At 48.0% G+C, this 23,303-nt stretch carries 21 protein-coding genes and 1 pseudogene; 3 read left to right on the top strand and 19 right to left on the bottom strand.

Translation table 11 applies throughout. The annotated features are described in order from the left end of the window. Positions 1-2: 2 nt before the first annotated feature. From A4U59_RS02445 to A4U59_RS02495, 11 genes and pseudogenes are all read right to left on the bottom strand, one after another. The gene (locus tag A4U59_RS02445) at positions 3-587 is read right to left on the bottom strand and encodes a CDP-alcohol phosphatidyltransferase family protein (protein WP_070119612.1); all 585 of its coding nucleotides are present in this window, start codon (positions 585-587) and stop codon (positions 3-5) included. Continuing rightward, a complete protein-coding gene (locus A4U59_RS02450; protein WP_070119613.1) occupies positions 544-1,596 on the bottom strand; it encodes an ABC transporter ATP-binding protein in 1,053 nt (350 codons plus the stop codon). Before A4U59_RS02450 ends, A4U59_RS02445 begins: the two co-directional genes overlap by 44 nt. A gap of 14 nt (positions 1,597-1,610) precedes the next feature. Then, complete coding sequence (locus A4U59_RS02455; RefSeq protein ID WP_245680476.1) at positions 1,611-2,408, bottom strand: ABC transporter permease; 798 nt, start codon at positions 2,406-2,408, stop codon at positions 1,611-1,613. After that, positions 2,405-3,274, bottom strand: a complete 870-nt coding sequence (locus tag A4U59_RS02460; protein WP_070119614.1) for an ABC transporter permease — start codon at positions 3,272-3,274, stop codon at positions 2,405-2,407. The genes A4U59_RS02455 and A4U59_RS02460 overlap by 4 nt, the downstream gene beginning before the upstream one ends. Further along, entirely contained in the window at positions 3,255-4,478 is a 1,224-nt protein-coding gene (locus tag A4U59_RS02465; protein ID WP_070119615.1) for an ABC transporter substrate-binding protein, read from the bottom strand. The genes A4U59_RS02460 and A4U59_RS02465 overlap by 20 nt, the downstream gene beginning before the upstream one ends. Before the next feature lie 388 nt (positions 4,479-4,866). Further along, positions 4,867-5,571, bottom strand: coding sequence for a TVP38/TMEM64 family protein (locus A4U59_RS02470; RefSeq protein ID WP_070119616.1), 705 nt, complete (start codon positions 5,569-5,571; stop codon positions 4,867-4,869). Positions 5,572-5,588: 17 nt separating this feature from the next. Beyond that, positions 5,589-6,575, bottom strand: a complete 987-nt coding sequence (locus A4U59_RS02475; RefSeq protein WP_070119617.1) for a sulfurtransferase — start codon at positions 6,573-6,575, stop codon at positions 5,589-5,591. A gap of 56 nt (positions 6,576-6,631) precedes the next feature. Beyond that, positions 6,632-7,402 carry a heterodisulfide reductase-related iron-sulfur binding cluster gene (locus A4U59_RS02480; protein ID WP_070119618.1) on the bottom strand — a complete coding sequence of 257 codons (771 nt, stop codon included), beginning with the start codon at positions 7,400-7,402 and terminating at the stop codon, positions 6,632-6,634. Positions 7,403-7,404: 2 nt separating this feature from the next. Continuing rightward, complete coding sequence (locus A4U59_RS02485; RefSeq protein WP_211274892.1) at positions 7,405-9,198, bottom strand: FAD-dependent oxidoreductase; 1,794 nt, start codon at positions 9,196-9,198, stop codon at positions 7,405-7,407. A gap of 690 nt (positions 9,199-9,888) precedes the next feature. Further along, a pseudogene (locus A4U59_RS02490) lies at positions 9,889-10,092 on the bottom strand (KGG domain-containing protein); the annotation flags it as partial. 101 nt (positions 10,093-10,193) lie between these two features. Next, positions 10,194-10,613, bottom strand: coding sequence for a pyridoxamine 5'-phosphate oxidase family protein (locus tag A4U59_RS02495; protein ID WP_070119621.1), 420 nt, complete (start codon positions 10,611-10,613; stop codon positions 10,194-10,196). A 285-nt stretch (positions 10,614-10,898) separates the two neighbouring features. Between A4U59_RS02495 and A4U59_RS02500 the strand changes: the two genes are divergently transcribed. Beyond that, positions 10,899-12,422 carry a glycine betaine uptake BCCT transporter gene (locus tag A4U59_RS02500; protein ID WP_070119622.1) on the top strand — a complete coding sequence of 508 codons (1,524 nt, stop codon included), beginning with the start codon at positions 10,899-10,901 and terminating at the stop codon, positions 12,420-12,422. Between the two features lie 342 nt (positions 12,423-12,764). Here A4U59_RS02500 and gabT read toward each other — a convergent pair whose 3' ends face one another. The 5 genes from gabT to A4U59_RS02525 are packed head-to-tail and all read right to left on the bottom strand — an operon-like array spanning position 12,765 to position 18,170. Next, a complete protein-coding gene (gene gabT, locus A4U59_RS02505; RefSeq protein ID WP_070119623.1) occupies positions 12,765-14,114 on the bottom strand; it encodes a 4-aminobutyrate--2-oxoglutarate transaminase in 1,350 nt (449 codons plus the stop codon). A 29-nt stretch (positions 14,115-14,143) separates the two neighbouring features. Further along, complete coding sequence (locus tag A4U59_RS02510) at positions 14,144-15,415, bottom strand: peptidase (protein ID WP_070119624.1); 1,272 nt, start codon at positions 15,413-15,415, stop codon at positions 14,144-14,146. Positions 15,416-15,438: 23 nt separating this feature from the next. After that, on the bottom strand, positions 15,439-16,101 hold the full coding sequence (locus A4U59_RS02515) for a 3-oxoacid CoA-transferase subunit B (protein WP_070119625.1): 663 nt from the start codon (positions 16,099-16,101) through the stop codon (positions 15,439-15,441). Then, positions 16,086-16,790 (bottom strand): CoA transferase subunit A, encoded by a 705-nt coding sequence (locus A4U59_RS02520; protein ID WP_070119626.1) that lies wholly within the window; start codon positions 16,788-16,790, stop codon positions 16,086-16,088. The genes A4U59_RS02515 and A4U59_RS02520 overlap by 16 nt, the downstream gene beginning before the upstream one ends. Before the next feature lie 12 nt (positions 16,791-16,802). Then, positions 16,803-18,170, bottom strand: coding sequence for an aspartate aminotransferase family protein (locus A4U59_RS02525; RefSeq protein WP_070119627.1), 1,368 nt, complete (start codon positions 18,168-18,170; stop codon positions 16,803-16,805). A 456-nt stretch (positions 18,171-18,626) separates the two neighbouring features. Between A4U59_RS02525 and A4U59_RS02530 the strand changes: the two genes are divergently transcribed. Both A4U59_RS02530 and A4U59_RS02535 read left to right on the top strand, forming a co-directional pair. Further along, positions 18,627-20,273 (top strand): PucR family transcriptional regulator, encoded by a 1,647-nt coding sequence (locus A4U59_RS02530; protein WP_070119628.1) that lies wholly within the window; start codon positions 18,627-18,629, stop codon positions 20,271-20,273. A gap of 222 nt (positions 20,274-20,495) precedes the next feature. After that, positions 20,496-20,696 (top strand): hypothetical protein, encoded by a 201-nt coding sequence (locus A4U59_RS02535; RefSeq protein WP_070119629.1) that lies wholly within the window; start codon positions 20,496-20,498, stop codon positions 20,694-20,696. Positions 20,697-21,005: 309 nt separating this feature from the next. Here the strand turns inward: A4U59_RS02535 and A4U59_RS21595 are convergent, their stop codons facing one another. The 3 genes from A4U59_RS21595 to kamA all read right to left on the bottom strand — a co-directional run bounded on the left by A4U59_RS21595 (position 21,006) and on the right by kamA (position 23,269). Beyond that, positions 21,006-21,143 carry a hypothetical protein gene (locus A4U59_RS21595; RefSeq protein WP_169823894.1) on the bottom strand — a complete coding sequence of 46 codons (138 nt, stop codon included), beginning with the start codon at positions 21,141-21,143 and terminating at the stop codon, positions 21,006-21,008. Between the two features lie 415 nt (positions 21,144-21,558). Further along, positions 21,559-21,837 (bottom strand): YokU family protein, encoded by a 279-nt coding sequence (locus tag A4U59_RS02540; RefSeq protein ID WP_070119630.1) that lies wholly within the window; start codon positions 21,835-21,837, stop codon positions 21,559-21,561. 31 nt (positions 21,838-21,868) lie between these two features. Then, the gene (gene kamA / locus A4U59_RS02545; RefSeq protein ID WP_070119631.1) at positions 21,869-23,269 is read right to left on the bottom strand and encodes a lysine 2,3-aminomutase; all 1,401 of its coding nucleotides are present in this window, start codon (positions 23,267-23,269) and stop codon (positions 21,869-21,871) included. Positions 23,270-23,303 lie beyond the last annotated feature (34 nt).

A 23,303-nucleotide genomic window follows, 5' to 3' on the forward strand; every position in this document is an offset into this window, starting at 1 on the left:
TCTTATCCTTTTAAAATCCGTTTCGCTTCCATCAGCCGCTGCAGCGATGTGAAGACTTCAACCGCCAGAAACATAAGTGTGATGGTTACAAGGAACTCAGGAAAAAGAATCATGAGTGTGAACAGGACGAACCCTTCTGTCCGTTCAGCAAGACCAGGCTGATAATAGAAAGATTTCATGCCGCTTTTTTCGGTTACGGCACCCACCGTCAGAAAAATAGTCATGGCGTAAATGATGGCTACACTCAATAGGAGCAATGCCCACATCGCTTCAGGATATCGGAAAGCCAGACCCAGGATCACACTGATTTCCACAAGCCGGTCATAACTTACATCAAGAACCGTGCCAAACGTGGATGGCTTCGTCAGCCTTGCCATCGTGCCGTCTACCGCATCCAGAAAACCTGATAGCCACAAAACGGCCACTGCCCAGAGCGGCTGGCCCAAATAAATGAACAACCCGGATGATGCCCCGATAATAAATGCGATTGTTGTCACCTGGTTTGCACTGAGACCGAGATTCAACAGCCCCCTGCCCGTTTTCTCAATAGCCGGTTGAACTAGATGGCGTGCTCTTGTATCTAACATTCCGCTCACTTCCTTTAATTTCCTGATGTTTATGTGCTTTCTTTACATAGAAATGCTGAACGTCACTGTTTTTAAAAGTGATGTAAACGTTGCTTCCCGTATCAAATTCCTGTTTGGAATGAACCATGACTTCCTGATTGAGTTGATTGACAATGATATGGTAAAACGGCTGTCCGAACTTAAAAATGCGGTTTTCCACACGGGCCGGATAAGCCCTTCTGCCGGCCGTTCCAGTTGCTTCATCATCTGATAGGACCAGCTGATCTGCAGGTACAAACCCTGTTTCCAGCTTCAGGCCTTCCGCAAACATTTCAGCTACGACGCTGCTTGCCGGCTGACGGCACACTTCCTCGGGCAGGCCGACCTGCTGGAACGCCCCCTCACTCATGATGGCGATGCGGTCTCCCATCGTCATGGCTTCCTCCCGGTCATGTGTGACGAATAAGGCGGTCACGCCTTCTTCCTTGAGGACGTTCCTGACCCATTGCCTCAAGGAGATACGAAGGGTGGGATCGAGACTGCTGAACGGTTCATCAAGGAGCAGCAAGGATGGATTCATGATCAACGCCCTTGCCAGTGCGACCCGCTGCTGCTGACCCCCTGACAATTGACTCGGATACCGTTTGGCGAGTTCGGCAAGCTCCACTTTTTCAAGCATCGCCATCCCGCGTGTCATCCGTTCCTTTTTCAAAGCCCGGTTTTTCCCGTGTTTTAATCCGTATGTGACGTTTTCAAGGACGTTCATATGCGGAAACAACAGCGGCTGCTGGAACATCATGACGACCGGACGTTTTTCGGTGCTGACTCCTGTGATGTCCTTTCCATCAAGGGAAATGGAACCGGAAGTCGCCTCTTCCAGTCCGGCCAGGCATCTGAGGAAAGTCGATTTCCCGCATCCTGAAGGGCCGACAAGGCTGATAATGGACCCTTTGGCGATTTCAAGGTCCAGAGATGAAAAGACCGGCTGATGTGAATATTTTTTTGTTAAGCCTTTGATTTTGACAAACATTTGCCTCTTCCTTTCTATGGTCTTTTTACCAGCTGTAAGTAAACTTGAATGGCTCCTTCAAAAATGGTGAGAAATAATATAGGCAGCAATGCGAAAACGGCGGAAAAACCTGCGATGACCGCTTCATCAGCGCTGTTGAAGTAAGGGTAATAAATCATCGGCAGCGTCGTCACCTGCCCGCCGCCGATTATGGCAGTGAGAACATACTGGCTCAGTGAAATGACAAAGACGAGCAAAGCCGTGCTTCTGATGCTCGGGAGCAATAACGGGAACGTGACGGTCCAAAATGCGGCCCCTTTTTGCGCCCCCAATGTCGCCGCCTGTTCATTCCATTCAATGCTTAACCTGTCAAATCCGGCTTTAAGCATCCTGATGGCGTATGGGAGAGTCGGAAGCAGATGGATCAGGATGACTCCAGCCATCCTATCGGCGAGCCCCAGCCTGATCATCGTCAAATGCATCCCCATCGCAATCGCCAAAACAGGTATCAGGATGGGCATGAGCAATACCGATTCAATAAACGTTTTTCCTTTGAAGTTATACCTGCTCAATGCACCGGCGGCCGGAATGGCGAGCAAAAAATTCAACACAACGACTGCTGTACCGATTATGATGGTCGTCTTGATGGAGTCAACAATGTCCGGATCTGTAAATATAATATGCCAGGCTCTGAAATCAATCTTGTCAGGTTTCCATTGCGGCCATGCCCATCCAAAACTGATGCTTTTAATGAGCAGCAGCAGGAAAGGTGCCACAAAAACCAGGAAGAAAACAAGTAGCATCGCAAATTGTTTCCCGTTTATCCTATTCAACTGCGTGCCTCCTCCCTGCTCCACCTTTTGCGCCATTTATGCGTCAGGCTGAGCAATAAAACACTGCCAGCCACCGTAACAATCGACAAACAGATCATAAGTGCCTGTGCAATCGGACGGTTTATCCAGCTGCCCTCATAAAACCACTGGAAAGCGAGGATCGGCAGCATTTTTGGATAGGTGACGCCAAGTAAAGCCGGCACCTCGAATGCTCCCATAATAAACGAAAATAAAATAAGTCCAATTTCAAGAAGAACAGGCCACATCCATGGGAACTCCACCGTCCTCCATACTTTCCAGCCGCTGCCGCCGAGCGTCCTGACAACATCTTCATATCGGAAGTCAAGCTCCTGATAGCCGGGCAATAGCATAAGAATAACAAACGGGATTTCCTTCCACATATAAGTTAAAATGACTCCTATATAGTATGGGTCGTTAACCAGAATCGGGAATCCACCCATATCAGATATTATGCCGACTTCAAATAAAACGGATGAAAACCAACCGCTCGGTGCAAAAAGCACAAAAACAAGATAAGCCGCCACAAAGTGGGGAATAAGCATCGGAAACCAGGCCATGAACTTCCAAAAATCTTTGCTGAACAATTTGAACATCATCCTTGTCAGCAGCACGCCGACAACGATGGAAAGGGCCGTCGATATGAAGGCCACTTGCAAACTGATCAAAAGGGAGTCAATGAATTCCCTGTCTTCAAACAAGGCATTGTAATTGGCAAGCGGCGAAGAGGGAGAAAGACTCTCCGCTCCCGCCATGAACAATCCGTATCCTACTATTAATAGTACAAATAATAAAGCGGGTGCAACATACAGGTACGGTTTGGATTTTTTATGGCTGTACGACTTCATTCTCCCAATGCTCCTTAATCCAGTCAGCATATCTGGCATCAAGTTCAGGCAGGATATCTTCAGCTGTCACGGTCGTTTCGCCGCCCAGTTCTTCCATTCGCTGAAGTTGTTCATCCATCAATTTTCCCGGATCGATGACTGAACCTTCTCCCCACATAGCCGGGGCAAGCTTGGCGATTTGCGCTTCCGGCGAAAGCATGAAGTTGATTGCCGTCATGGCTGCTGCTTCATTTGGACTGTTGAACGGGATGCTCAAATAATGGGTGTTTCCGATTGACCCCGGGTCGATCACAAGCGTTTCCGTTGTCTCCGGAAATACGCCGTCCTCAATCAAACTTGCTGTGCGGCGCTCATTGAACCCCATTGTAAAATCCACTTCCCCGTTTGCATACAATTGATCCAGCTTCGCAAGTGTTTCCGGGTAGGTCTTTCCGTCCCGCCATAGCGAACCTTCCATTTCGTTGAGCCTATCCCACGCCTCTGCGCCGTTTTCCTTAAGCCATTTTTCTTCATAGCCATTTTGAAGGACATCTTCTTTGCCTTGAATGTCATATAAAAGATGGCGCACAAACGCATTTCCGGTAAAATCCGATACATTCGGATATGTGAACCGGCCGGGATTATCTTCAATCCATTGCTTGAGTGCCGTAAAGTCAGCAGGAGGATCGCTTACTTTTGCCGCATCATAGTTGAGCACAAACTGGACTTTGCCCCACGGCGCTTCCAGGCCATCAATGCTGGTCCCCATATCATTGTTGACATATGGCTTGTCTTCGCCGATATAGTCCTGGAGATTCGGCAATTTTGGAGCGAAGGCTCCGTATAACAGGCTGTTCTCTTTCGCCGTCTTGAAATTCTCGCCGTTGATCCAGATGATATCCATCGTTCCATCATCTTTCCCCGCTTTTTTCTCTGTCATCAACTTGGAAAGAAAGTCTGCGGTGTCCATCGGATGCCTTTTCAGCGTGATATTGTGTTCATCTTTCAAGCGCGGTGCGACCCATTCATCTATATAAGTGTTGATGCCGTCATCTCCACCCCACATGAAAATGTGGACTTCAGACCCGCTCGCCTCTTCGGTTATCTCTTCCCAATCCGCTTCAAGCAGGTCCGGTTTTGATTGTGATTCGTCTTTTTCTTCAGCCGAACTGCACGCTGCGAGCAGCATTGCCAAAATGAGTATCATTAATAGTAGTTTCTTCATTTCTGTGCCCCTTTTTTGTTTTTCGTATAGGTGTACAAGCCTTCCATCGCCCCAGGCCGCAGTTGCCCTCTATAATTTCCAATCAAGAAATAGCATCCTCAATATCAATCTATGAATGTTAAAAACAATTGAAATAGTGCCGGGAGTTGCCTCCATCGCTCATTATACAAAAAACTTACAGATAAATATCGCTTTTTATCAGGTTCAATTGATTTTTTTGTGAAGTTTGTCACTATAAGCCATTGAAAAACTTCTAGATCGGCTACTCCCTTCAAATGAAAAGCGCCCGGCAAAAAGCCGAGCGCCCCGCGAAACTTTAATCTGCCGAATCTCTCATTACCAGGACGCCCTGGATAAATACGGCAAAGTGGAAAGCCGCTTTTTATTGCTACTGTTTAAGTTCTTCCATATTGATTCCTTTTTTCTTGGCGATATACTTTGGAATCAAAGATACAAGGAACAGGATGGTGCCAGCTGCCGCAAATTCAAGCAGAAGTTTAGTAGAGAAACCTTCAGCTACGATTTGGCCGGCCATGTATGCGTAAATGAATGCGCCAGGAGCCATGGTGATCAATGAAACGATAGAAAATTTAACAAAGGATAGGCTCGTTACGCCGTACGCATAGTTCTGGACGTTGTACGGGAATACCGGTACCAGGCGGGTCAGAATCAAGAAGCTTTCACCATTTTTCTCAACGCCCTGGTCAATCTTTTTGAAAACCGCATTGTCTTTAAACTTATTGACGATTATACCTCTTGCCACGTACTTCGCAATCAAGAAAGCGGCCATTGCGCCGATTGTTGCGCCGATCAAGGCGAGCAAGCCGCCTTTGATTGAACCAAACGTGATGCCGGCCACAATGGTCAAGAGTGATGCCGGAAGCATGAATACCGCTACTGCTACGAATACGAGCAAGAATACAATATATCCGAAGACCCCAAAGCCTTCAAACCAGGCCTGCATCGCTTTTACATCCTTCAACTGTTCGAGGATTCCCGTCTGCCAGGCAATCAGGAATACGGCGGCGATTGCTCCGATTACGGCCAGAAGCTTAAGCGGGCTGCCTTTTTTTGCCTTTGCTGTATTTGCCATTATAATCGACTCCTATTTTAGAATTCACCGTTTTCAGTACGGTCGATGATGTCCTGGTTGCCTTTTTCGTAAGCCTGGTAGCTCCATTCAATCCATGATCCATCATAGTTTAGTGCATCTTCGTAGCCAAGGATCTGTGTCAAGACGAACCATGTGTAAGCGGAACGTACACCAGACTGGCAATAAGGGATAAGCTGCTTGCCGGAATCAGTATACTCTTTGTAGATTTCTTCAAGTTCTTCTTTTGACTTGAATGTACCTTCTTCGGTTGTTGCAGCAGAGTACTGAAGCCATTTGGCCCCTTTAATTTTGCCAGGGCCGAATGCACCTTTCTTCGTGTCGCTGCCTGTTTCTTCATCCTCACCGCGCGTATCGATAATGATATAATCGTCGTTATCGACTGCTTTAGTTACCAATTCAAGGCTTGCATTGAATGCATCTGGATTGTAATCAGGAGCTTTGTAGTCTGTTGTTTCACGGTCGCCGATTTTAGCCGGCTCCGCAGTTTCATAGCCTGCACCGAGCCATACCGGCATACCTCCATCAAGCATGCGCACATCATCATGGCCAAGCATTTTCAGCTGCCAGAACACGCGGGCTGAGTCATGCTGATCGTTGCCAGCATACGTGACGATTGTTGTGTCTTCTTTCACCCCGAAATCACTCAGCAGCTTTTCCATTTCTTCTTTCGTGTTGGCCATGCCGTCGTAATCGAATGCCTCTGTTCCCGAGTAATCAGGACGCCATACAACGAATGAATCCGGAATGGCCTCTTTTGATTCCATCGTGCCGATGACTACAACGTCTTCTTTATTTTCATCAAGCAACTCTTTCAGCGCTTCAGCCGTGATCAGTGCTTTCGGGTTCGCATATTCAGTGATCTTTTCCTGCTGGGCGGAAAGGTTCACTTCCTTGCTTTTGACAGCAGTGACATTTTGGTAAACAAAGAACCCGACAATCAGGAGAGCGACAACTGATACACTTGCAACCAGTTTTTTGTTCATTTTGAGAACCCCCGTTTAAATGATTATTATAAAAATTGTAGGATTACCGAGTGTGATTAAGATTTAACAACCGATTTCACAACCTGCTTCGATTTATAACGGTTGATCCATGACTTCGCCGCATTGGAAAGTACATCTTCCGGTGCGTCATCGTCCTTGTATACGACAGGTCCCCAGATTAAATCAAGGATATGGAACGACTTTTTACCGGCTTTCATCATAGATGAACGGCATGCCGCACAGTATACAACAACATAATCGGTTTCAAAGTCGTTTCCGCGGCGTTCCATGACCCGCATCGCCAGATCAGGGTTGGCCGGAACAATCATTCCGCCAAATCCGCAGCAGCGCGTGTTTTCCCTTGAATATTCGCTTTCCTTCACTTTGTAGCCCAGTTCCTTCAAGATCCAGCGTATGCCATCCTGCAGTTCGGTTTCATAGCGGGTTGAACAGGAATCATGGATGCCGAATTCAACATCGCTATCTTTCGCTTTGCCCCGGATATGTTCAGGAAGGCCGACTTTCGGAAGCAATGTCCAGAGTGAAGTGACGTCTGTATCGCTGCTTCCCTGAATCGTTTTGTAGCAGTTCTGGCAGGCGACGATCATATTCTCAATGCCGACATCATCCATATCCTTTTGCAGGCCGTCAAATCGCTCGTGGAACTTATCCTCCTGTCCAAGGGCTTTCGTGCCTTTTCCGCAGCATTTCTGAACTCCGGCAAGGTCCGGATACAGTTCCTTTAAATATTCCATCGTTTTGCGCACGCCTTCAGGTGAATATGAAGGAAGTGAGCAGCCCGGCATAAACCCCATTTTCTGTGCCATAATCACTTCACTCCTTTTGCTTTTGTTTTTGCTTTTGTTGTAAAGATTTTCGAGAAACCGAGCATCTGGTGCATTTCAATCGCCTTATGGCCTTTCATCGGTGACTTGCCGTTGTTTTGTAAAATGAAGTCTTTCCTCATGCCCATGAATACGTCTCCGATCGGGAAGTCTTGTGGACATACATGCGTACAGCCGCCGCACATGTTACAGGAATATGGAATGACCGGATCGATGCCGCCTGACTCCAGGAAGTCTTTGAAAATATCCTGCGGGCACTCGCCGAAGTCATTCATCATGACACATTCCGACATGCAGAGCTTGCATTCACACTGCAGACAGCGGGATGCTTCTTTCACCGCTTGTTCATCTGTATAGCCGAGGTCGGCCTGGATGAAGTCCAATTTCCGTTCTTCCGCTGGCCGTAAGTTGCCGGATGTCCTTGGCAGGTCTTCTGTTCCTTTTGGAAGCGGAATATCAAGTCTTGTTGTGTAGGAATATTCTTTTTCAAAAATCCGGTTTGTTTTAAGATCTTTTCCTTGAAGATAAAGTCCGGCTGATTTTGCCGCTTTTCTTCCAAGTGCCATCGCCTGGACAACGATTGCGCCGCCGCTTGCATCACCGGCAACGAATACGTTCGGCTCGCTTGTTGCCAGTGTTTCCTGGTCGACCACATAGCGTCCGCCGCGGGTTTGTTCCAGCACCCCTCCCGAAATGTCTTCAACGAGCTGGCCTGTTGCAAAAACGACAGTATCGACTTCGATCGTTTTTTCTTCATCTGTGTATGAAGGATTGAATCTTCCTTCCGCATCAAACATGGATTTGACTTTCCTGGTCTTAATGGAAGACACTCTTCCATTTTCAGCGATGATTTCCTGTGTTCCCCAACCGTTCAGGAATGCGACCCCTTCTTCAAGTGCCTCTTCCTGTTCAAATTTGCTTGCAGGCAGGTTCTCTTCTTCTTCAAGGCTGATTAAGTATACTTCCTCTGCACCGATTCTCCAGGAGGAACGTGCGCAGTCCATTGCCACATCTCCACCGCCGATGACAGCGACTTTTTTGCCGGCCTTCGGAAATTGATGAGTAAGACTGATTTCTTTTAAGTATTCAACCGCATGGAAGACTCCGTCATTTTCAACACCAGGAACTGGAGGCTTTGTGCCTTTATGGGCGCCATGTGCGACAATGACTGAATCATATTCTTCTTTGAGCTGTTTGAAGGAGATGTCTTTTCCAATCTCTACGCCCATTCTCATTTCAACACCGAGATCTGTCAGGTACGTATATTCAAAATCAATGATGTCACGCGGAAGGCGGTATTCCGGAATGCCGACTCTCATCATGCCGCCGACAACCTCAAGCTTTTCAAAAATGGTTACATCGTGCCCCTGTTTGCGGAGATCGATCGCTGCCTGGGCGCCAGCCGGGCCCGCTCCGATGATTGCCACTTTGCGGCCTGTAGGCGCACCAGTTTGGATATCCCACAGTGACTTTTTATCCGCTCTTTCAGCCGCGAATCGTTTCAGTGCCGCAATTGAAAGCGGCTGTCCAAACTCTTCGTTTCTGCGGCATACACTCTCACAAGGATGAGCGCAAATTCTGCCAAGCGTGTTCGGAAGGAACAATTTCTCACGGATCGTCAGGAGTGCTCCTTCAAAATTTCCTTCACCAATTTGAGCCATGTACTTTTTAACATCAGTATGCATCGGGCAGGTTGCCACGCAAAAGGCCTCTTCATGTCCCATACAGTTATCGACAATATGAGCGGCTCCGTCTTTTACTTTTTGATTGAATTCCACTGACTCCACCTCTTTTCAATCTGATTCGTTGTTCTGGAATTCCCAGTCTTCATTTTATTGTCGAAAGTTTGTGAATAGTTTCACATAAGTTTCCAAATAATTAATCCTTAGTCAAAAGGATTGATAGATGAATAGTATGAGTTCATTTTGTGATATATATCACAAACTTTCCTACACGTTTAATATAACAGAGAAAAATCAGGCGTGAACCTGTATATTGCGAACAGATTGTGACAGAAACCCATGCTCGACGAGGTACTTGTCTAAGGGTTTTGACAACTCTGTTTTGTATGCGCTTTAGTTGATAGCGGCACTCAATTACGGTTTGCCACAGAAAGGAAGTCTCTTGAGGTTGGGGGCGGCTTGTCGCATTAAAGTACAACATTTAGCACGGCAGACCGCTACCCGTGCCTATAATAAGAACAGAACTTACATTTAAAAGTTTTTTGCATGGAGATCAATTCATTCGATGTTGATGCCCTTTCTATATAATTCAAGAAACTACATCGTATAACCGGCGAAATTCAATCTTACAGACATCGGCTGCACTACTGCTTGGCCGAGTCATTGCCTGTTACCTTTTACTATCCAATTCAATGATTATACTGTCCAACCCGCCTCTCAACAACAGTTTTAATCGACAATAAAACCCCGGTCCATTGCGGAACCGGGGCAGAACATTGTCGTTTACTTATCATCATTATCGGCACGGGCGTTGCCGCCTTTTTCACCAATCTCTTCATAAAATTCACGATCGTGGGTGCGGGAAGTCTCTTCCCCGCCCTTTTCGCCAATTTCCTGATAGAATTCTTTATCGTGAGTGCGGGCCGTTTCTTCCCCGCCTTTGCGGCCTGCTTCTTCCACAGTCATCTTGCGGTTTTCTCTCTTAGCCATTTCGAAATCCTCTCCTTTTCTGTGATTTCTAATGATGCTTACAGTAGTGTTGTACCTTTCTCTGGATATCACTAAACATCTTCCCGCAAATTTCGGGGAGTTTACAGTTCCAGTACAGCAGGAGTCCCTTCACCGTCCATATAACGGATTGTTTGCGGCTGGATTTTCAGAATGATATAGTCTTCGTCTTCCGGGCTGTTAAAGATCCTCTTCATCTCATCCATCCAGAATTTTTCCTTCAGGCCGCGATCCTCTTTGATTTCGGCTTTTCCCTGAATTTCCACATAAGGATCATCCCAGCCGCCGCCTTTATATCCAAGTAAAATGTGGACGTTTGGGTTGTCTTTGATTTCATCTGCCTTATAAGTTGCTTTGCTTGTCGGTGTATAAAGCGTCAAATCCTCATGGAGGAACGTCATATAACGGGTGTGCGGTTTATTCTCTTCGATGGTTGCCAGCGTTCCAACTTTGTTCTCATCAAGAATTCCGAGTACTTTTTCTTTCAGTTCCTTTTTATCCATGATACAATCTCCTTTCAGTGCGTTTTTTGGCCCTTTCTATTCCCGGTTTTCATCCATCGGGTGTAGTATGTTGTTCCCCTTCCATTTTTATGTAAACGGGTCAATCGGCCGGACCGGCATACGGAAGCAGTTCCCTGGCAATTTCCAGGTATTAACAGGTGCCTTCTTATCTTTAAATGTTTATTTGTTTGCTAAGAAGTAAATGGGGTATAACTATTTTTAGAATTCATTTAGACTGGGTTGCTGTTATTTGGTATATATAGGAAAGGAGACGGATACAAAAACATGAGAAATTTTACAACAGTTTTTAAAGTTTCGGCTGCGATTATGGCCGTTCTTGTCGTATTCGGCATTTTAATGCCTGGTACCCTTGAAAAGCTGACCGGCAATATTCAATCGTTTATCTCAACAGCTTTCGGCTGGTATTACCTGATCATCGTAACGGTCTTTGTGGTCGTCAGTATCTTTTTGATGTTCAGCCCTGTCGGCCGCATAAAGCTCGGCAAGCCTGATAGTGTACCGGAGTTTACCCGGCCGACATGGATTGCAATGCTTTTCAGTGCCGGCATGGGAATCGGCCTTGTATTCTGGGGAACCGCAGAGCCTATCAGCCACTATGCTGTAAGTTCACCTACCGGCCAGGAAGGAACGGCACAGGGAATTAAGGATGCCATGCGCTTCACCTTTTTCCACTGGGGCATCCATGCGTGGGCGATTTACGGTATTGTAGCGCTTGTTCTGGCATATTTTAAGTTCCGTCATGACCGCCCCGGATTGATTAGTGCTGCCCTCTATCCTGTTATTGGGGAAAGACTGGCCAAAGGCGGACTCGGAAAAACGATAGATGTCATCGCTGTTATCGCAACTGTCATTGGCGTTGCGACGACGCTCGGTTTTGGGGCAGTACAGATTAACGGCGGACTGTCATATTTGTTTGGACTGCCGAATAACATTGTTGTCCAGTTCGTGATTGTTTTTATTGTCACGATCCTTTTCATGATTTCAGCCTGGTCAGGACTCAGTAAAGGGATCGCGTATTTAAGTAATGCAAACATGGTTCTTGCAATATTGCTTTTTGCAATGGTCTTCATCTTCGGACCGACAGCCTTTATTTTAAACCTGTTTACAAACACGATCGGCACATATATCGCCTACCTTCCTGAAATGAGTTTCAGGATTGCTCCGCTGAATGAAGAGGCACGGGGCTGGATTCAAGGCTGGACCATTTTCTACTGGGCCTGGTGGATCGCATGGAGTCCTTTTGTCGGCATCTTTATCGCCCGTGTTTCCAGAGGACGGAGCATCCGTGAGTTTATTTTCACAGTACTGCTGCTTCCGTCTTTAATCGGTTTTTTATGGTTTGCGACATTCGGCGGTACGGCAATCTCCCTTCAGCATGAAGGTGTAGCGGCAATTGCCGAACTTGCAACGGAAGAATCGCTCTTCGGCGTCCTGGCAAATTACCCACTCGGATTTTTTGCATCCATTATCGCCATCACTCTTATTGGAACATTCTTTATTACATCTGCCGACTCTGGAACATTCGTACTCGGCATGATGACAACAAACGGTTCACTTACACCGCCAAACTCAATCAAGTTGACATGGGGCGTATTGCTGTCTGCAACTGCCCTTGCATTACTGTACACTGGCGGATTACAGGCATTGCAGAATACAATGATCATCGCCGCCTTCCCGTTTTCGTTTATTATGCTGCTTATGACGTACAGTCTCATCAAGGCGCTATATACAGAAGGAAAAGAACTTGGAATCGGCAGGATCAGACACCCTAAACCGAACCGCCGTTAAACAATCATGATAGAATAAAAAGCTGCATCCCCTACTTTAAAAGGTGGGATGCAGCTTTTTTGAATTCCTTATATGCAGACTTTTTGATTGCATCAATTATTGAGTCGGTCTGAATAGCAGCTTTTAGTGCTCTCCATACAAAAACCGGAGGCTATCCCGCTCCCAGCAGTCAGGCACAAAGCCTTTCAGCAAAACTCCTTCGGAAAAGCCCCCGGTCTTCACTACATTGTTATTCAAAGAACCGGCCTTTGATTACTACCAATCATACTATGCTAAACCGCTTGCCTGGCAATTGCCAGGCACCTTCATATTACGACAAACATCGACAAGTGACAGGCACCGCTACTCTGCTGTGATGTCTTTTACAATACGCTCCAGCACATCGAGGCCTTCCTCCAGCTGGCTGTCGGTGATGACAAGCGGTGACAGGATGCGGAGGATGTTGCCGTAGAGACCCGCTCCCATGACAATGACACCGTGCTGCTGGGCGTTTTTGATGATTTGGCCGACGATTTCTTTGTTCGGTTCTTTCGTCTGCGGGTCCTTTACAAACTCGATCGCCGTCATGGCGCCGAGTGTCCGGACGTCACCGATTTGCGGAATCGAATTTTGAAGCATGGAAAACCGATCGGTGATCGTCTTCCCGATTTCCACGGCCCGCTCAGGCAGGGCCTCTTCTTCCATCATTTTGATCACTTCAAGAGCAGCCACACAACCGAGCGGGCTGCCGCCGTAGGTTCCGCCGATTTCGCCGACGCCAGGGGCCTCCATCACTTCAGCCCTGCCGGTCACCGCACTGATCGGCAGTCCAGCTGCAATGGATTTGGACATCGTCATGAGGTCAGGTGCGACACTGAAATGTTCCATCGCAAACATCTTACCTGTCCGGCCAAAGCCGGTCTGCACTTCATCAGCAATAAAGAGGATGCCATGCTCTTCACAGATTTCCTTAATCCGGCGGACGAAGTTCTTCGAAGGAATGACAAAACCGCCCTCGCCTTGCACCGGCTCCATAATGACAGCAGCAATTTCTTCTGGCGGCACATCCCGCAGGAAAAAGTCGCTGAACTGGTCAATGATTGCCTGGTCCATTTCCTCCTCCCCCATCCCAGCAGGGGCACGGTAGTAGTAAGGATACGGCATTTTATATGTCTCAGGCGCAAAAGGTCCGAATCCGTTCTTATACGGCTTCACTTTGCTCGTCAGGGACATTGACATGAATGTACGGCCATGGAATCCCCTCTCGAACGACACAATCGCTTTGCGGCCGGTATATTTGCGTGCAATTTTGATGGCGTTTTCAACAGCCTCCGCACCGCTGCTCAAGAAGAACGTTTTCTTCTCAAAATCCCCCGGCGTAATGCTGTTCAGCTTCTCGGCAAGTTCTATATAAGGCTCATACATCATCACATGAAAAGACGGGTGCAGATACTTCTCGGCTTGCTCTTTCACCGCACCTACTACAGCCGGCGGGCAATGGCCCGCATTCAGCGTGCCGATCGCCCCCGCAAAGTCGATGAATGTATTGCCGTCTACGTCGGTCAAGAGCGCACCTTCTCCTTTTTCAGCAAACGTGGCGACTGTGTTAAAGGGGCCTTTCGGAACGTTTTTTTCGCGCCTTTCGAGAAGTTCCGCCGCCCTCGGTCCGGGTATCGATGTTTTCATGTTAATGGACGTTGTTTTTTCTGCCATTTAAAAAACCTCCTTGCTTTGTTGGGCTTTTACCCGTTTTCAGCACCGCACCAATCTACGAGTGTAAGCGCGATGATCTCCGCAGCCTGAAATACTTTTTCAAGTTCAATGTATTCATTCGGATAATGGGCCATGCCAGTCACACCCGGCCCAAAAACGACCGATGGCGTTTCGCCGACCTTTGTCAGCAGGCCTCCGTCTGTTCCCCACGGAGAAGCTTCGACAACCGGATTGCCCCCGATGACATCCCTGTATCTCTCGGTAAGCGCTTTGATCATGTCATTCCCAAGATCTATCGAACCAGGCAGCCAGCGGGCACCAAACCATTCAAGCGTGACAGGATGATCTTCATACCACTCGTCAATCTCTTTCAAATCTTTAAGCCAGGCATCCATTTCCGCTTTTGCCTCTTCCATCGTTTCCTCTGGCGAAACTCCCATCCTTCCTTCGATTTTCACAAGGTCGGGCACAGATGACGGCCAGTCGCCGCCTTCAATCTTTCCGACATTGATCGGGACAGGGATCGGAATTTTTTCATACAGCGGGTCACTGATGCGGTTATTCCGTTCTTCCTCGAGCCTGCGGAGATGATCAACGACCGCAAGGCTTTTTTCGATGGCATTCACGCCTTCATAGCGGGTGCCGCCATGGGCTGAACGGCCTTTGATATGGATCCGGAACCACATCGACCCCTGCTGTTTCGGGAAAATTTTCATGTTGGTAGGTTCAGGGATAATCGCCGCATCCGCTTTATAGCCTCTCAAAACGGATGCCAGCGTCCCCGATCCGCCGCTTTCTTCTTCAATGACACTTTCAAAAATGACATCACCCTGCAGCCGGATGCCCAGGCCCTGCAGTGTCTGGATAGCCAATAGAAGGGCGGCATTTCCACCTTTCATATCCGTGGCGCCGCGGCCGTATATTTTTCCGTCTTTAATCTTGCCGCTGTATGGGTCTTCAATCCATTGCTCGCGGTCCCCAGCCGGAACGACATCAATGTGGCCGTTTAAAATGACCGAGCGGCCGTCCCCGTTTCCTTTCCAGACACCCACCACATTCGGGCTGCCTGTGAATTCATCACGGGATGAGGCAAACGCCGGGTTTTTGGCCAATTCATTGCCATCAGGGTCCCAGACATCCACTTCAAGCCCCATGTTCTCAAGTGTCTCAACGACGATTTCCTGGGCCGCCTTTTCGTTTCCCTGTGTACTCGGTGCTTGAATCATCTGCTGCAAAAGTGTGATTCCTTCTTCGCGATGGGCTTCCAGCCAATCATGGACATGTTTTTTAAGTTCAGGCATCGCTCCTTAACCTCCTTTTACACTTATCGAAGTGTCACAACCTCGCCGGGGACATGGAGAGGCGCCCCGGTTTTTTCAATAACTTCTTCCGGCGTATGCGGTTCCATCACTTCCTTGAGGACAAGCCCGCTGTCAGCAACCTCAATCACGGCCATATCCGTAATGATCAAATCGACACACCGTTTTGCTGTAAGGGGCAGGCTGCACTCACGGACAATCTTCGGCTCCCCTTTTTTATTGATATGATTCATAAGGACAACAACTTTCTTTGCTTTAGCAGCCAGTTCCATCGCGCCGCCGATTCCCGGAACCCGTTTTCCCGGCACGATCCAGTTGGCGAGATCACCCTTTTCACTGACCTCCAGTCCGCCAAGGATAGTCAAATCCAGATAGCCGGAACGGATGATTCCAAATGCTGTTGCACTGTCAAAATAGGATGCGCCAGGAACGATCGTTACCGGAAAGCCGCCGGCATTGCAAAGCGACGGATCCTCATTGCCTTCATCCGGCGCTTCACCCATGCCCAATACGCCATTTTCCGCATGGAACATGACTTCCATGCCGTCCGGGACATGATTCGAAACGAGGGATGGAATCCCGATGCCGAGATTCACGACCATTCCGGCTTCAATTTCTGTTGCCGCCCGTTTGGCGATGCGGTTGCGGATATCTATTCCCATGCCCATTTCCAATCCACCCCCTTGCTTGGAACGACCATATCGACATATACGCCTGGTGTCACGATGCATTCCGGGTCCAGTTCTCCTGCTTCCACGATTTCGTCCGCTTCAGCAATGGTGATCTTCCCTGCCATTGCGACAAGCGGACTCGTATTTCTGGCACTCGTTTCAAAAACCAGATTGCCGAATGTATCCGCTTTCCTTGCATACACAATCGATACATCAGCGGTAAGCGGCTTTTCCAGTAAAAATTCCTTTCCATCCACCGTGACCTTTTGCTTCCCGTCTTCAATCATGCTGCCAAGACCGATATCGGTGAGGATGCCGCCAAGTCCCATGCCGCCAGCCCTGATTCGTTCTGCCAGCGTACCCTGCGGGGAAAACTCCACCTCCATCTCTCCATCGGTCATAAGCTGTCCGGCAATCGGATTCGATCCGATATGTGAAGCGATCAGCTTCCGGGCCATCCCCCGGCTCACAACACGGCCGATGCCGATGTCCGGAAAAGCGGCATCATTGCCGATCAATATCAGGTCTTTGACTCCTTTTTCCAGGATTCCGGCAATGATTGTCGGCGGGTTGCCGATTCCCCCAAATCCGCCATACATCAGCGTACAGCCGTCATTTATATAGGCCAGCGCTTCCTTTACGGTTCCTGTTTTATTAAGTGATTGTTTTTTGGTTTGAAATGCCATTCTGAGCCCCTCCTATCCTGCACAATTGATAAGCCCGAGTTTTTCCAGATGAGTTTGCACCTCATAAAGGGTCTTATCCAACAATTTCACAAGCTGATCGATTTCCTGTTTGTTAATGGTGAGCGGCGGCGAAATGATGACAGCATCACCGTCATCCCCCTCATACCCGGCCGCTGCCGGATAAACCAGCAGGCCATTTTCCTTCGCCCTGTCGATCACAAATCCTGTCAGTAGTGTTTCTTTGCTGAATGGCCGCTTCGTGAATATATCCGATATGAATTCAATGCCCCACAGGAGCCCTCTTCCCCGCACATCGCCGATAATCCGATACTTGGAAGCCATTTCCTGCAGTTTTTTCATGAGATAATCGCCTTTTTGCGCTGTCTCATTGACTAAGTTATGCTTTTCAATAAATTCAAGAACAGCAAGTGAAACTGCTGCCGATTGCGGGTTGGCGCTGAACGTGTGCCCGCTCATGATCGAGGCCGAGCCATTCAGAATAGGCTCAAGCACTTTTTCACTGACCATCGCGGCTGCCATAGGCGTGTAACCCGCTGTCATCCCTTTACCGAGCGCGATGATATCAGGGGCGGCGCCCCAGTGCTCCATCGCAAACATCTTGCCGGTCCGGCCCATTCCTGTCAGCACCTCATCGGCAATGAACAGGATTTCGTTTTCTTCACAAATCTTTTTGATTTGCTGATAATAGCCGTCAGGAGGCACAATCACACCGCCCGCAGCACCGACGATCGGCTCGGCAATGAACGCTGCCACATTGTCTGCACCAAGCCGTTTAATCGCACGCTCAAGCTCTTGTGCACATAACAAGTTGCATGCCGGAAAGGTTTGATTGAACGGGCACCGGTAACAATAAGGTGCCGCAACCGCCGGGTAGTCCTCAAGCAGATGGATGAACCGTTCCCGCCTTTCCGGGTGTCCCGACATTGAAAGCGCACCCATGGTGATGCCGTGATAGCTGCTCCACCGCGAGATGATTTTCTTTTTCTCCGGTTTGCCTTTTTCCTGCCAGTACTGGATGGCAACCTTCATCGCTGTTTCCGTCGCTTCCGACCCGCTGTTTACAAAAAAAGACCAGTAATGCTGGTCTCCCCCGAACGCCAGTTCATTCAGTTTCTTTGCCAACTCCTCTGCCGGCTTCGAGGTGAATTGGGAACGGTAAACGAACGAAATGTTCTGCGCTTGCTTATACATGGCCTCCACGATATCCGGCACGGCATGACCGAGACTTGCCGTGACAGCTCCGGAAGACCCATCCAGATAACGCTTGCCTTGTTCGTCATAAATATATACACCATGTCCGCGTACAGCGGTTGGATAAGAGCGGTCCAAAAAAGGTTTGATTAAATATGAACGTTCCATTTTCCCTGACCTCCTTCTTCAATCAGTTAGAATGTTTATACCCTGAAGATTTGCGATTAAAGCAGCTGGCGGGATTTTTCCATCTTTTTCTTATTGGTTAGGCCTTCCCTGCGTTCCCTCAGCTGCTGGATGAATGTGCTTGGCAGGTAAGCGCTTACAAATCCGGTGTTTTGTGAACCGCTGTACCGCTCATATTCCTTAAAAATTAACTAAATAGTCTGTTAAGTTTATAATATGATATAAGAAACCTTTTAGATATTGGCCATAGTCATCTAAAATCAGTTTGCAAAATTTATACACAGTGTATAAGTTTAATAGTCTGGTATCGTGGTAAAAAGGAGTAATTTGACGAAGAAATTGTCTGTTCATGACAGAAGCCCAGCTTTTGAATCATATGCTGGCGGATTGTAACGCCTGCAGCTGGCTATTTCGGGCTCGAAAAAGGGGGAAGCCGCCATGGGAATAACAGTTTTCGAAGCAATGCAGCTGCCGACGATGAAAAGTACACGGCTAGCGGCCGGTGAAGCCGGTATTCACAATATGATCAAATGGGTGACCATAGTGGAGGTCATCGAAGATATCAACCGCCTGCAGGAAGGAGAATTCTTAATCACGACGGGCTATGGACTGAAAGAACATGACGAACATTTCCAGCTCCTTCTCGGCATGAAAAAGTTATCCGGAGTCGCCATATATACCGGCGTCTATCTTGAGGAAATCCCCGACTCGTTCAAAACAATCGCTGAACGAAACGATCTCCCCTTGATCGAAATCCCGGAAAACATAAACTTCTCGACAATTTCCAAAGAAATCTTACAGGAAATCCTAAATAAGCAGATGGAATTGACTTCCCTCTCACTGACAATCCATAAAGAGCTTACCGGCCTGGTATTAAAAAACCAATCAGAAACGTCAATTACTGAAACGCTGTCAGGTTTGATCAGTGCATCGGTTTTCATGATGAATGAAGTGCACAATGAACCGCACCACGTCATTCACCACGACGGCATCAACTATAAAAATCAGCAGCTTTCAATAAACGCGGAACCGATAGACTTATCCGGTTTTACCGCCCGGGCAAAATCGGCCCAAACTCCCGTGACGGTGGATTTGAAACCCTTTAAAGCAATCATTCACCCGATTATCGCCAATGAATCTTCATATGGGTACATCATTGCCATTAAAGAAACAGAAAAATGGAAAGAAATTGACATGACGGCAATCGAACATGCCGTGACAGTCTATGCCATTGAACTGTTAAAACAATCTGCGGTTGACGAAACCCAGCTGCGGCTGCGCGGCGAATTTTTAGAAGAAATCATTACAAAAAACTATAACAGCCCTGCCCTCATCCAGGAACGCGGAAAAATGCTCGGGTATGACCTGTCACTGACCCAGGCCGTGTTCCATGTGAAGTTCAGAAAAGGCAGCGGCCTTAAGGCTCCGAAAGCTGCCATTCAGCAGCTTTATAACCTCGCCCAGGTGACAATGGAGCAGCAAAACCGGCAGGCAATCATCAAAAAAAGGCTGGACGGCATCACTGTCCTGTGCGAATTAAAAAAACCTGAAGCCAAAAACCCGAAGGATGACAGTATCAAACTGGCAGAAACAATGCTGGAAAAGTGGGCAAAAAAGCAGACAGGCGTTCCTCTGCAAATCGGAATCGGCAAACCTTATGACGATGTGAACAAACTGAGCGAAAGTGCAATCGAGGCAAAGTATGCATGCAATCTATCAGGTCTCCTGCTTTCCGAAAGAGAACTGATTCATTATGACGACATCAATACCTTCCATCTCCTGCTGCAAATGAAAGAGTTCGGCATCGATCTCAAGCAGTTTTATGAAACGGCGCTCGGTGAGCTTGTAAGGTCCAGCAAAAAGGGAATCGACCTCCTTCACACGCTCGAAATCTACTTTAAAAACAATTCCAACATCCAGCTGACGGCTGCGGAGCTTTTCATCCACCGCCATACGCTGAAATACCGCCTCGAGCAAATCAAAAAGAAAAGCGGCTATGACCTTGCCTCTCCTGATGTACGGTTGAAGCTGCAGCTGGCCATGGCCGCTTATAAGCTTGACAATTATGAGGTTACCGGGGAATGATGGTTTCATTCGCAGGGCCGGCCCGCTGGATTTTTCACTGGAAGGATGGAGCTCCGGAAAGTGGATACCAAGCTTCTGAATCCAGTGAGTAAACACCTGAGGTTTGCTTGTAATCGAAGGAAATTTTGTGAGTAAATGATCGATTATAAATGTGGAATTCTCAAGAAAATAAGATATTTTCCGTTTGCGGCTTCAAATCTTGACATTAAGGAGGGACTGCCTATGGTTATTCAGCCAACCATGTCCCCGCAAGCAATAGTTGACGTCTGGGACAATACTCGAGCTGTCTTTAAAGCATATGATGTCCTGCTGAGTGATCGGCAATTAACAGAACTCGTTGAACCCGTCACTCTTCCACTCCTTCTGCGCGATCTGAATGAAATGGTTGGAAGTACACCAGCTACGTGCACTGGCGGCGGATGAAAAGTTCCATCTCTGCCGGAGTAGTTGACTCCGATCAGCCCGACTAACGGACAAAAGCGCAAGGCGCCCGATTAGCGGCGTAATCTTAAGCGGGGTTATAAGCAGTGCGGCGGTTTTCCCTCCTGAAGGGGAGTAGCTAGTCCGCATCCCAATACGATGCCAGACAGCACTGCCTGATTACCCCGGGCATGGAAATTTGCACGTTTTTCCACCGTTTCAAGCAAGCTGACGGCCAAAACCGGGCTGTTTACTCATATACAGGATCATTCCAACCATTTAGGCCCGGTAACCAGCCGGATTTGTCTCATTTTATAAAAAGACTATTCCTTTTCTTCGTATTTCACGCCAGATGGCTGTTCCTTCGCGCCATATCCCCGGTTTTTCACGCCGTTCACGAACAACCACAATTAGGGATGCAACTTTCGCGCGGAATCCCGTTTCTTTCACGCCAAACGATCACTCTTTCACGCGTAATCTCCCATATTTCATGCCGTAGATTCCAACTTTCACGCCGGAGCAGCTGTTTCGCGCCGTTCAGCCCGGCTTTCACGCCGGAACTCCCTTTTTCATGCATGGCCGATAGACCCTGGATCGCAGCCGGACACTCGAAATGCGCAAGGCGCCCGCTTAGCGGCATACGCCTAAGCGGGGGTGCCCGCAGGAAGGCGGGTTTCCCTTCTGGTGATCACGCTTATGACGATAGCCGCTGGCGTCTGGAGCTCCATGACTCCCTTCCGGCTTTTTATCCATTACGCAAAAATCTTATAATTTCCGTAAAAATAATAAAGGTTCTCCGCACAAATCCGGAGAACCTTCTGTCGTCTTCCCATCTTTTCACAACAACCGTCTCACTGATTCAATATCAGTAGTCAAAGTTGAAGTAATTTCTTTTAAGCAGCCTTGGAAGCTCCATCAATTCTTTATAGACGACCGTTTTATCAATTTTAGACGTATCAACGAGGAAAAGCTGGTCCTCCAGTTCTCTGACGGTATCATCGGCCTGGTATTCCATTCCGCAGGCCGAACAGCTGATGCCGGGTGTTTCGGTGATTTCAATAGCCCGTGTTCCATCGGGGAGTTCCCAGTAGACTGTCGTTTTGACTTCCTGTGCTTCATCTCTCTCACACCACTCACACTTCATTGTACCGGCCTCCTTTCCTTTCTATTCGGCATTAATTCACTTCTTCTTCCATTTTTTTAACTTGTGACTGATATTTCTTTTCTTTCAGTTCGTCGCGTTTCGTCCGTTTGTCTTTCAGTGATGCATGTTCCGGGTCACTTTCATATAACTTCCGGCGGTTAAAACGCTGGAGCGACTCAGGTACGAGGTTGAATTCTTCATCATTCATAATTGCAGCGATACCCGTTTTTGATTTCTTTTCCTCTGTATCAGAATAAATTTCACTAAAGTAAGCGTCAGCGCGTCCCGGGACATAATGTTCAGGTTCAGGATAACTTGTGATCACGCCTTCAAAATTCCGGAGCACCACTTTATCCGGGCTCTGGGAAATCAAATAATTCGGCTGCAATGATATTTTACCGCCGCCCCCTGGCGCATCAACAACAAACGTCGGTACGGCATATCCGGACGTATGTCCGCGCAGTCCTTCAATGATTTCAAGACCTTTTGTTACAGGCGCACGGAAATGGCCGATTCCTTCAGACAAATCACACTGATAAATGTAATAAGGGCGGACCCTTATTTTTACCAGGTCATGCATCAGCTTTTTCATAATCGGCACACTATCATTGATGCCGGCGAGGATGACCGACTGATTCCCGAGCGGGACACCCGCGTTGGCCAGCATCTCACAGGCCTTCTTCGACTCCTCCGTAATCTCTATTGATGTATTGAAGTGGGTATTAAGCCAGACAGGGTGGTACTTCTTCAATATGTTGCACAGGTTTTCAGTTATCCGCTGCGGAAAAACGACCGGAGCCCGTGTGCCGATCCGGATGATTTCCACATGAGGGATGGCGCGCAAGTTTTTCAATACATATTCAAGAATGTTGTCGTTGATCAGGAGTCCGTCCCCGCCGGATATGAGGACATCCCGCACTTCCGGTGTATTCCGAATGTAATCAATGGCTCCGTCAAGCTGCTTTTTCGGCACTCCCATCCCAATCTGTCCGGAAAAACGGCGGCGCGTACAATAACGGCAATACATGGAACATTGATTTGTCACCAGAAACAGCACCCGGTCCGGATAACGATGCGTAAGTCCCGGGACCGGCGAATCTTCATCTTCGTGAAGCGGGTCCTCAAGATCATATTTTGTCTTCTGGATTTCCTCTCCGACCGGTACTGACTGCATCCGCACCGGGCAGCGCGGATCATCCGGATTCATAAGCGAGGCATAGTAAGGCGTGATATTAAGAGGAATGGTCTTTGTGGAGATTTTGACCCCCTCTTCTTCTTCAGGTGTTATATTAATGACCTTTTTCAAGTCATCAAGTGTCCGGATCGTATTCGTAAGCTGCCAGATCCAGTCGTTCCACTGCTCTTCGGTTACGTCTTTCCATAACTCGACGTCTTTCCAGTGCCTTTTCGGCTTATACAAGTCGTGCAGCATCCCAATTGCCCCTTTCTATTTGTGTTGCCATTTA

The organism is Bacillus marinisedimentorum, from assembly GCF_001644195.2.
GTDB lineage: Bacteria > Bacillota > Bacilli > Bacillales > Bacillaceae_O > Bacillus_BL > Bacillus_BL marinisedimentorum.

Coding starts and splice junctions, on each gene's coding strand:
- A4U59_RS02495 (WP_070119621.1), bottom strand. CDS start 10,613: ATGGATAAAAAGGAACTGAAAGAAAAAGTACTCGGAATTCTTGATGAG.
- A4U59_RS02540 (WP_070119630.1), bottom strand. CDS start 21,837: ATGAAGTGTGAGTGGTGTGAGAGAGATGAAGCACAGGAAGTCAAAACG.
- A4U59_RS02450 (WP_070119613.1), bottom strand. CDS start 1,596: ATGTTTGTCAAAATCAAAGGCTTAACAAAAAAATATTCACATCAGCCG.
- A4U59_RS02535 (WP_070119629.1), top strand. CDS start 20,496: ATGGTTATTCAGCCAACCATGTCCCCGCAAGCAATAGTTGACGTCTGG.
- A4U59_RS02460 (WP_070119614.1), bottom strand. CDS start 3,274: ATGAAGTCGTACAGCCATAAAAAATCCAAACCGTACCTGTATGTTGCA.
- A4U59_RS02510 (WP_070119624.1), bottom strand. CDS start 15,415: ATGCCTGAACTTAAAAAACATGTCCATGATTGGCTGGAAGCCCATCGC.
- A4U59_RS02445 (WP_070119612.1), bottom strand. CDS start 587: ATGTTAGATACAAGAGCACGCCATCTAGTTCAACCGGCTATTGAGAAA.
- A4U59_RS02480 (WP_070119618.1), bottom strand. CDS start 7,402: ATGGCACAGAAAATGGGGTTTATGCCGGGCTGCTCACTTCCTTCATAT.
- A4U59_RS02475 (WP_070119617.1), bottom strand. CDS start 6,575: ATGAACAAAAAACTGGTTGCAAGTGTATCAGTTGTCGCTCTCCTGATT.
- A4U59_RS02470 (WP_070119616.1), bottom strand. CDS start 5,571: ATGGCAAATACAGCAAAGGCAAAAAAAGGCAGCCCGCTTAAGCTTCTG.
- A4U59_RS02525 (WP_070119627.1), bottom strand. CDS start 18,170: ATGGAACGTTCATATTTAATCAAACCTTTTTTGGACCGCTCTTATCCA.
- A4U59_RS02530 (WP_070119628.1), top strand. CDS start 18,627: ATGGGAATAACAGTTTTCGAAGCAATGCAGCTGCCGACGATGAAAAGT.
- gabT (WP_070119623.1), bottom strand. CDS start 14,114: ATGGCAGAAAAAACAACGTCCATTAACATGAAAACATCGATACCCGGA.
- A4U59_RS02465 (WP_070119615.1), bottom strand. CDS start 4,478: ATGAAGAAACTACTATTAATGATACTCATTTTGGCAATGCTGCTCGCA.
- A4U59_RS02500 (WP_070119622.1), top strand. CDS start 10,899: ATGAGAAATTTTACAACAGTTTTTAAAGTTTCGGCTGCGATTATGGCC.
- kamA (WP_070119631.1), bottom strand. CDS start 23,269: ATGCTGCACGACTTGTATAAGCCGAAAAGGCACTGGAAAGACGTCGAG.
- A4U59_RS02520 (WP_070119626.1), bottom strand. CDS start 16,790: ATGGCATTTCAAACCAAAAAACAATCACTTAATAAAACAGGAACCGTA.
- A4U59_RS02515 (WP_070119625.1), bottom strand. CDS start 16,101: ATGGGCATGGGAATAGATATCCGCAACCGCATCGCCAAACGGGCGGCA.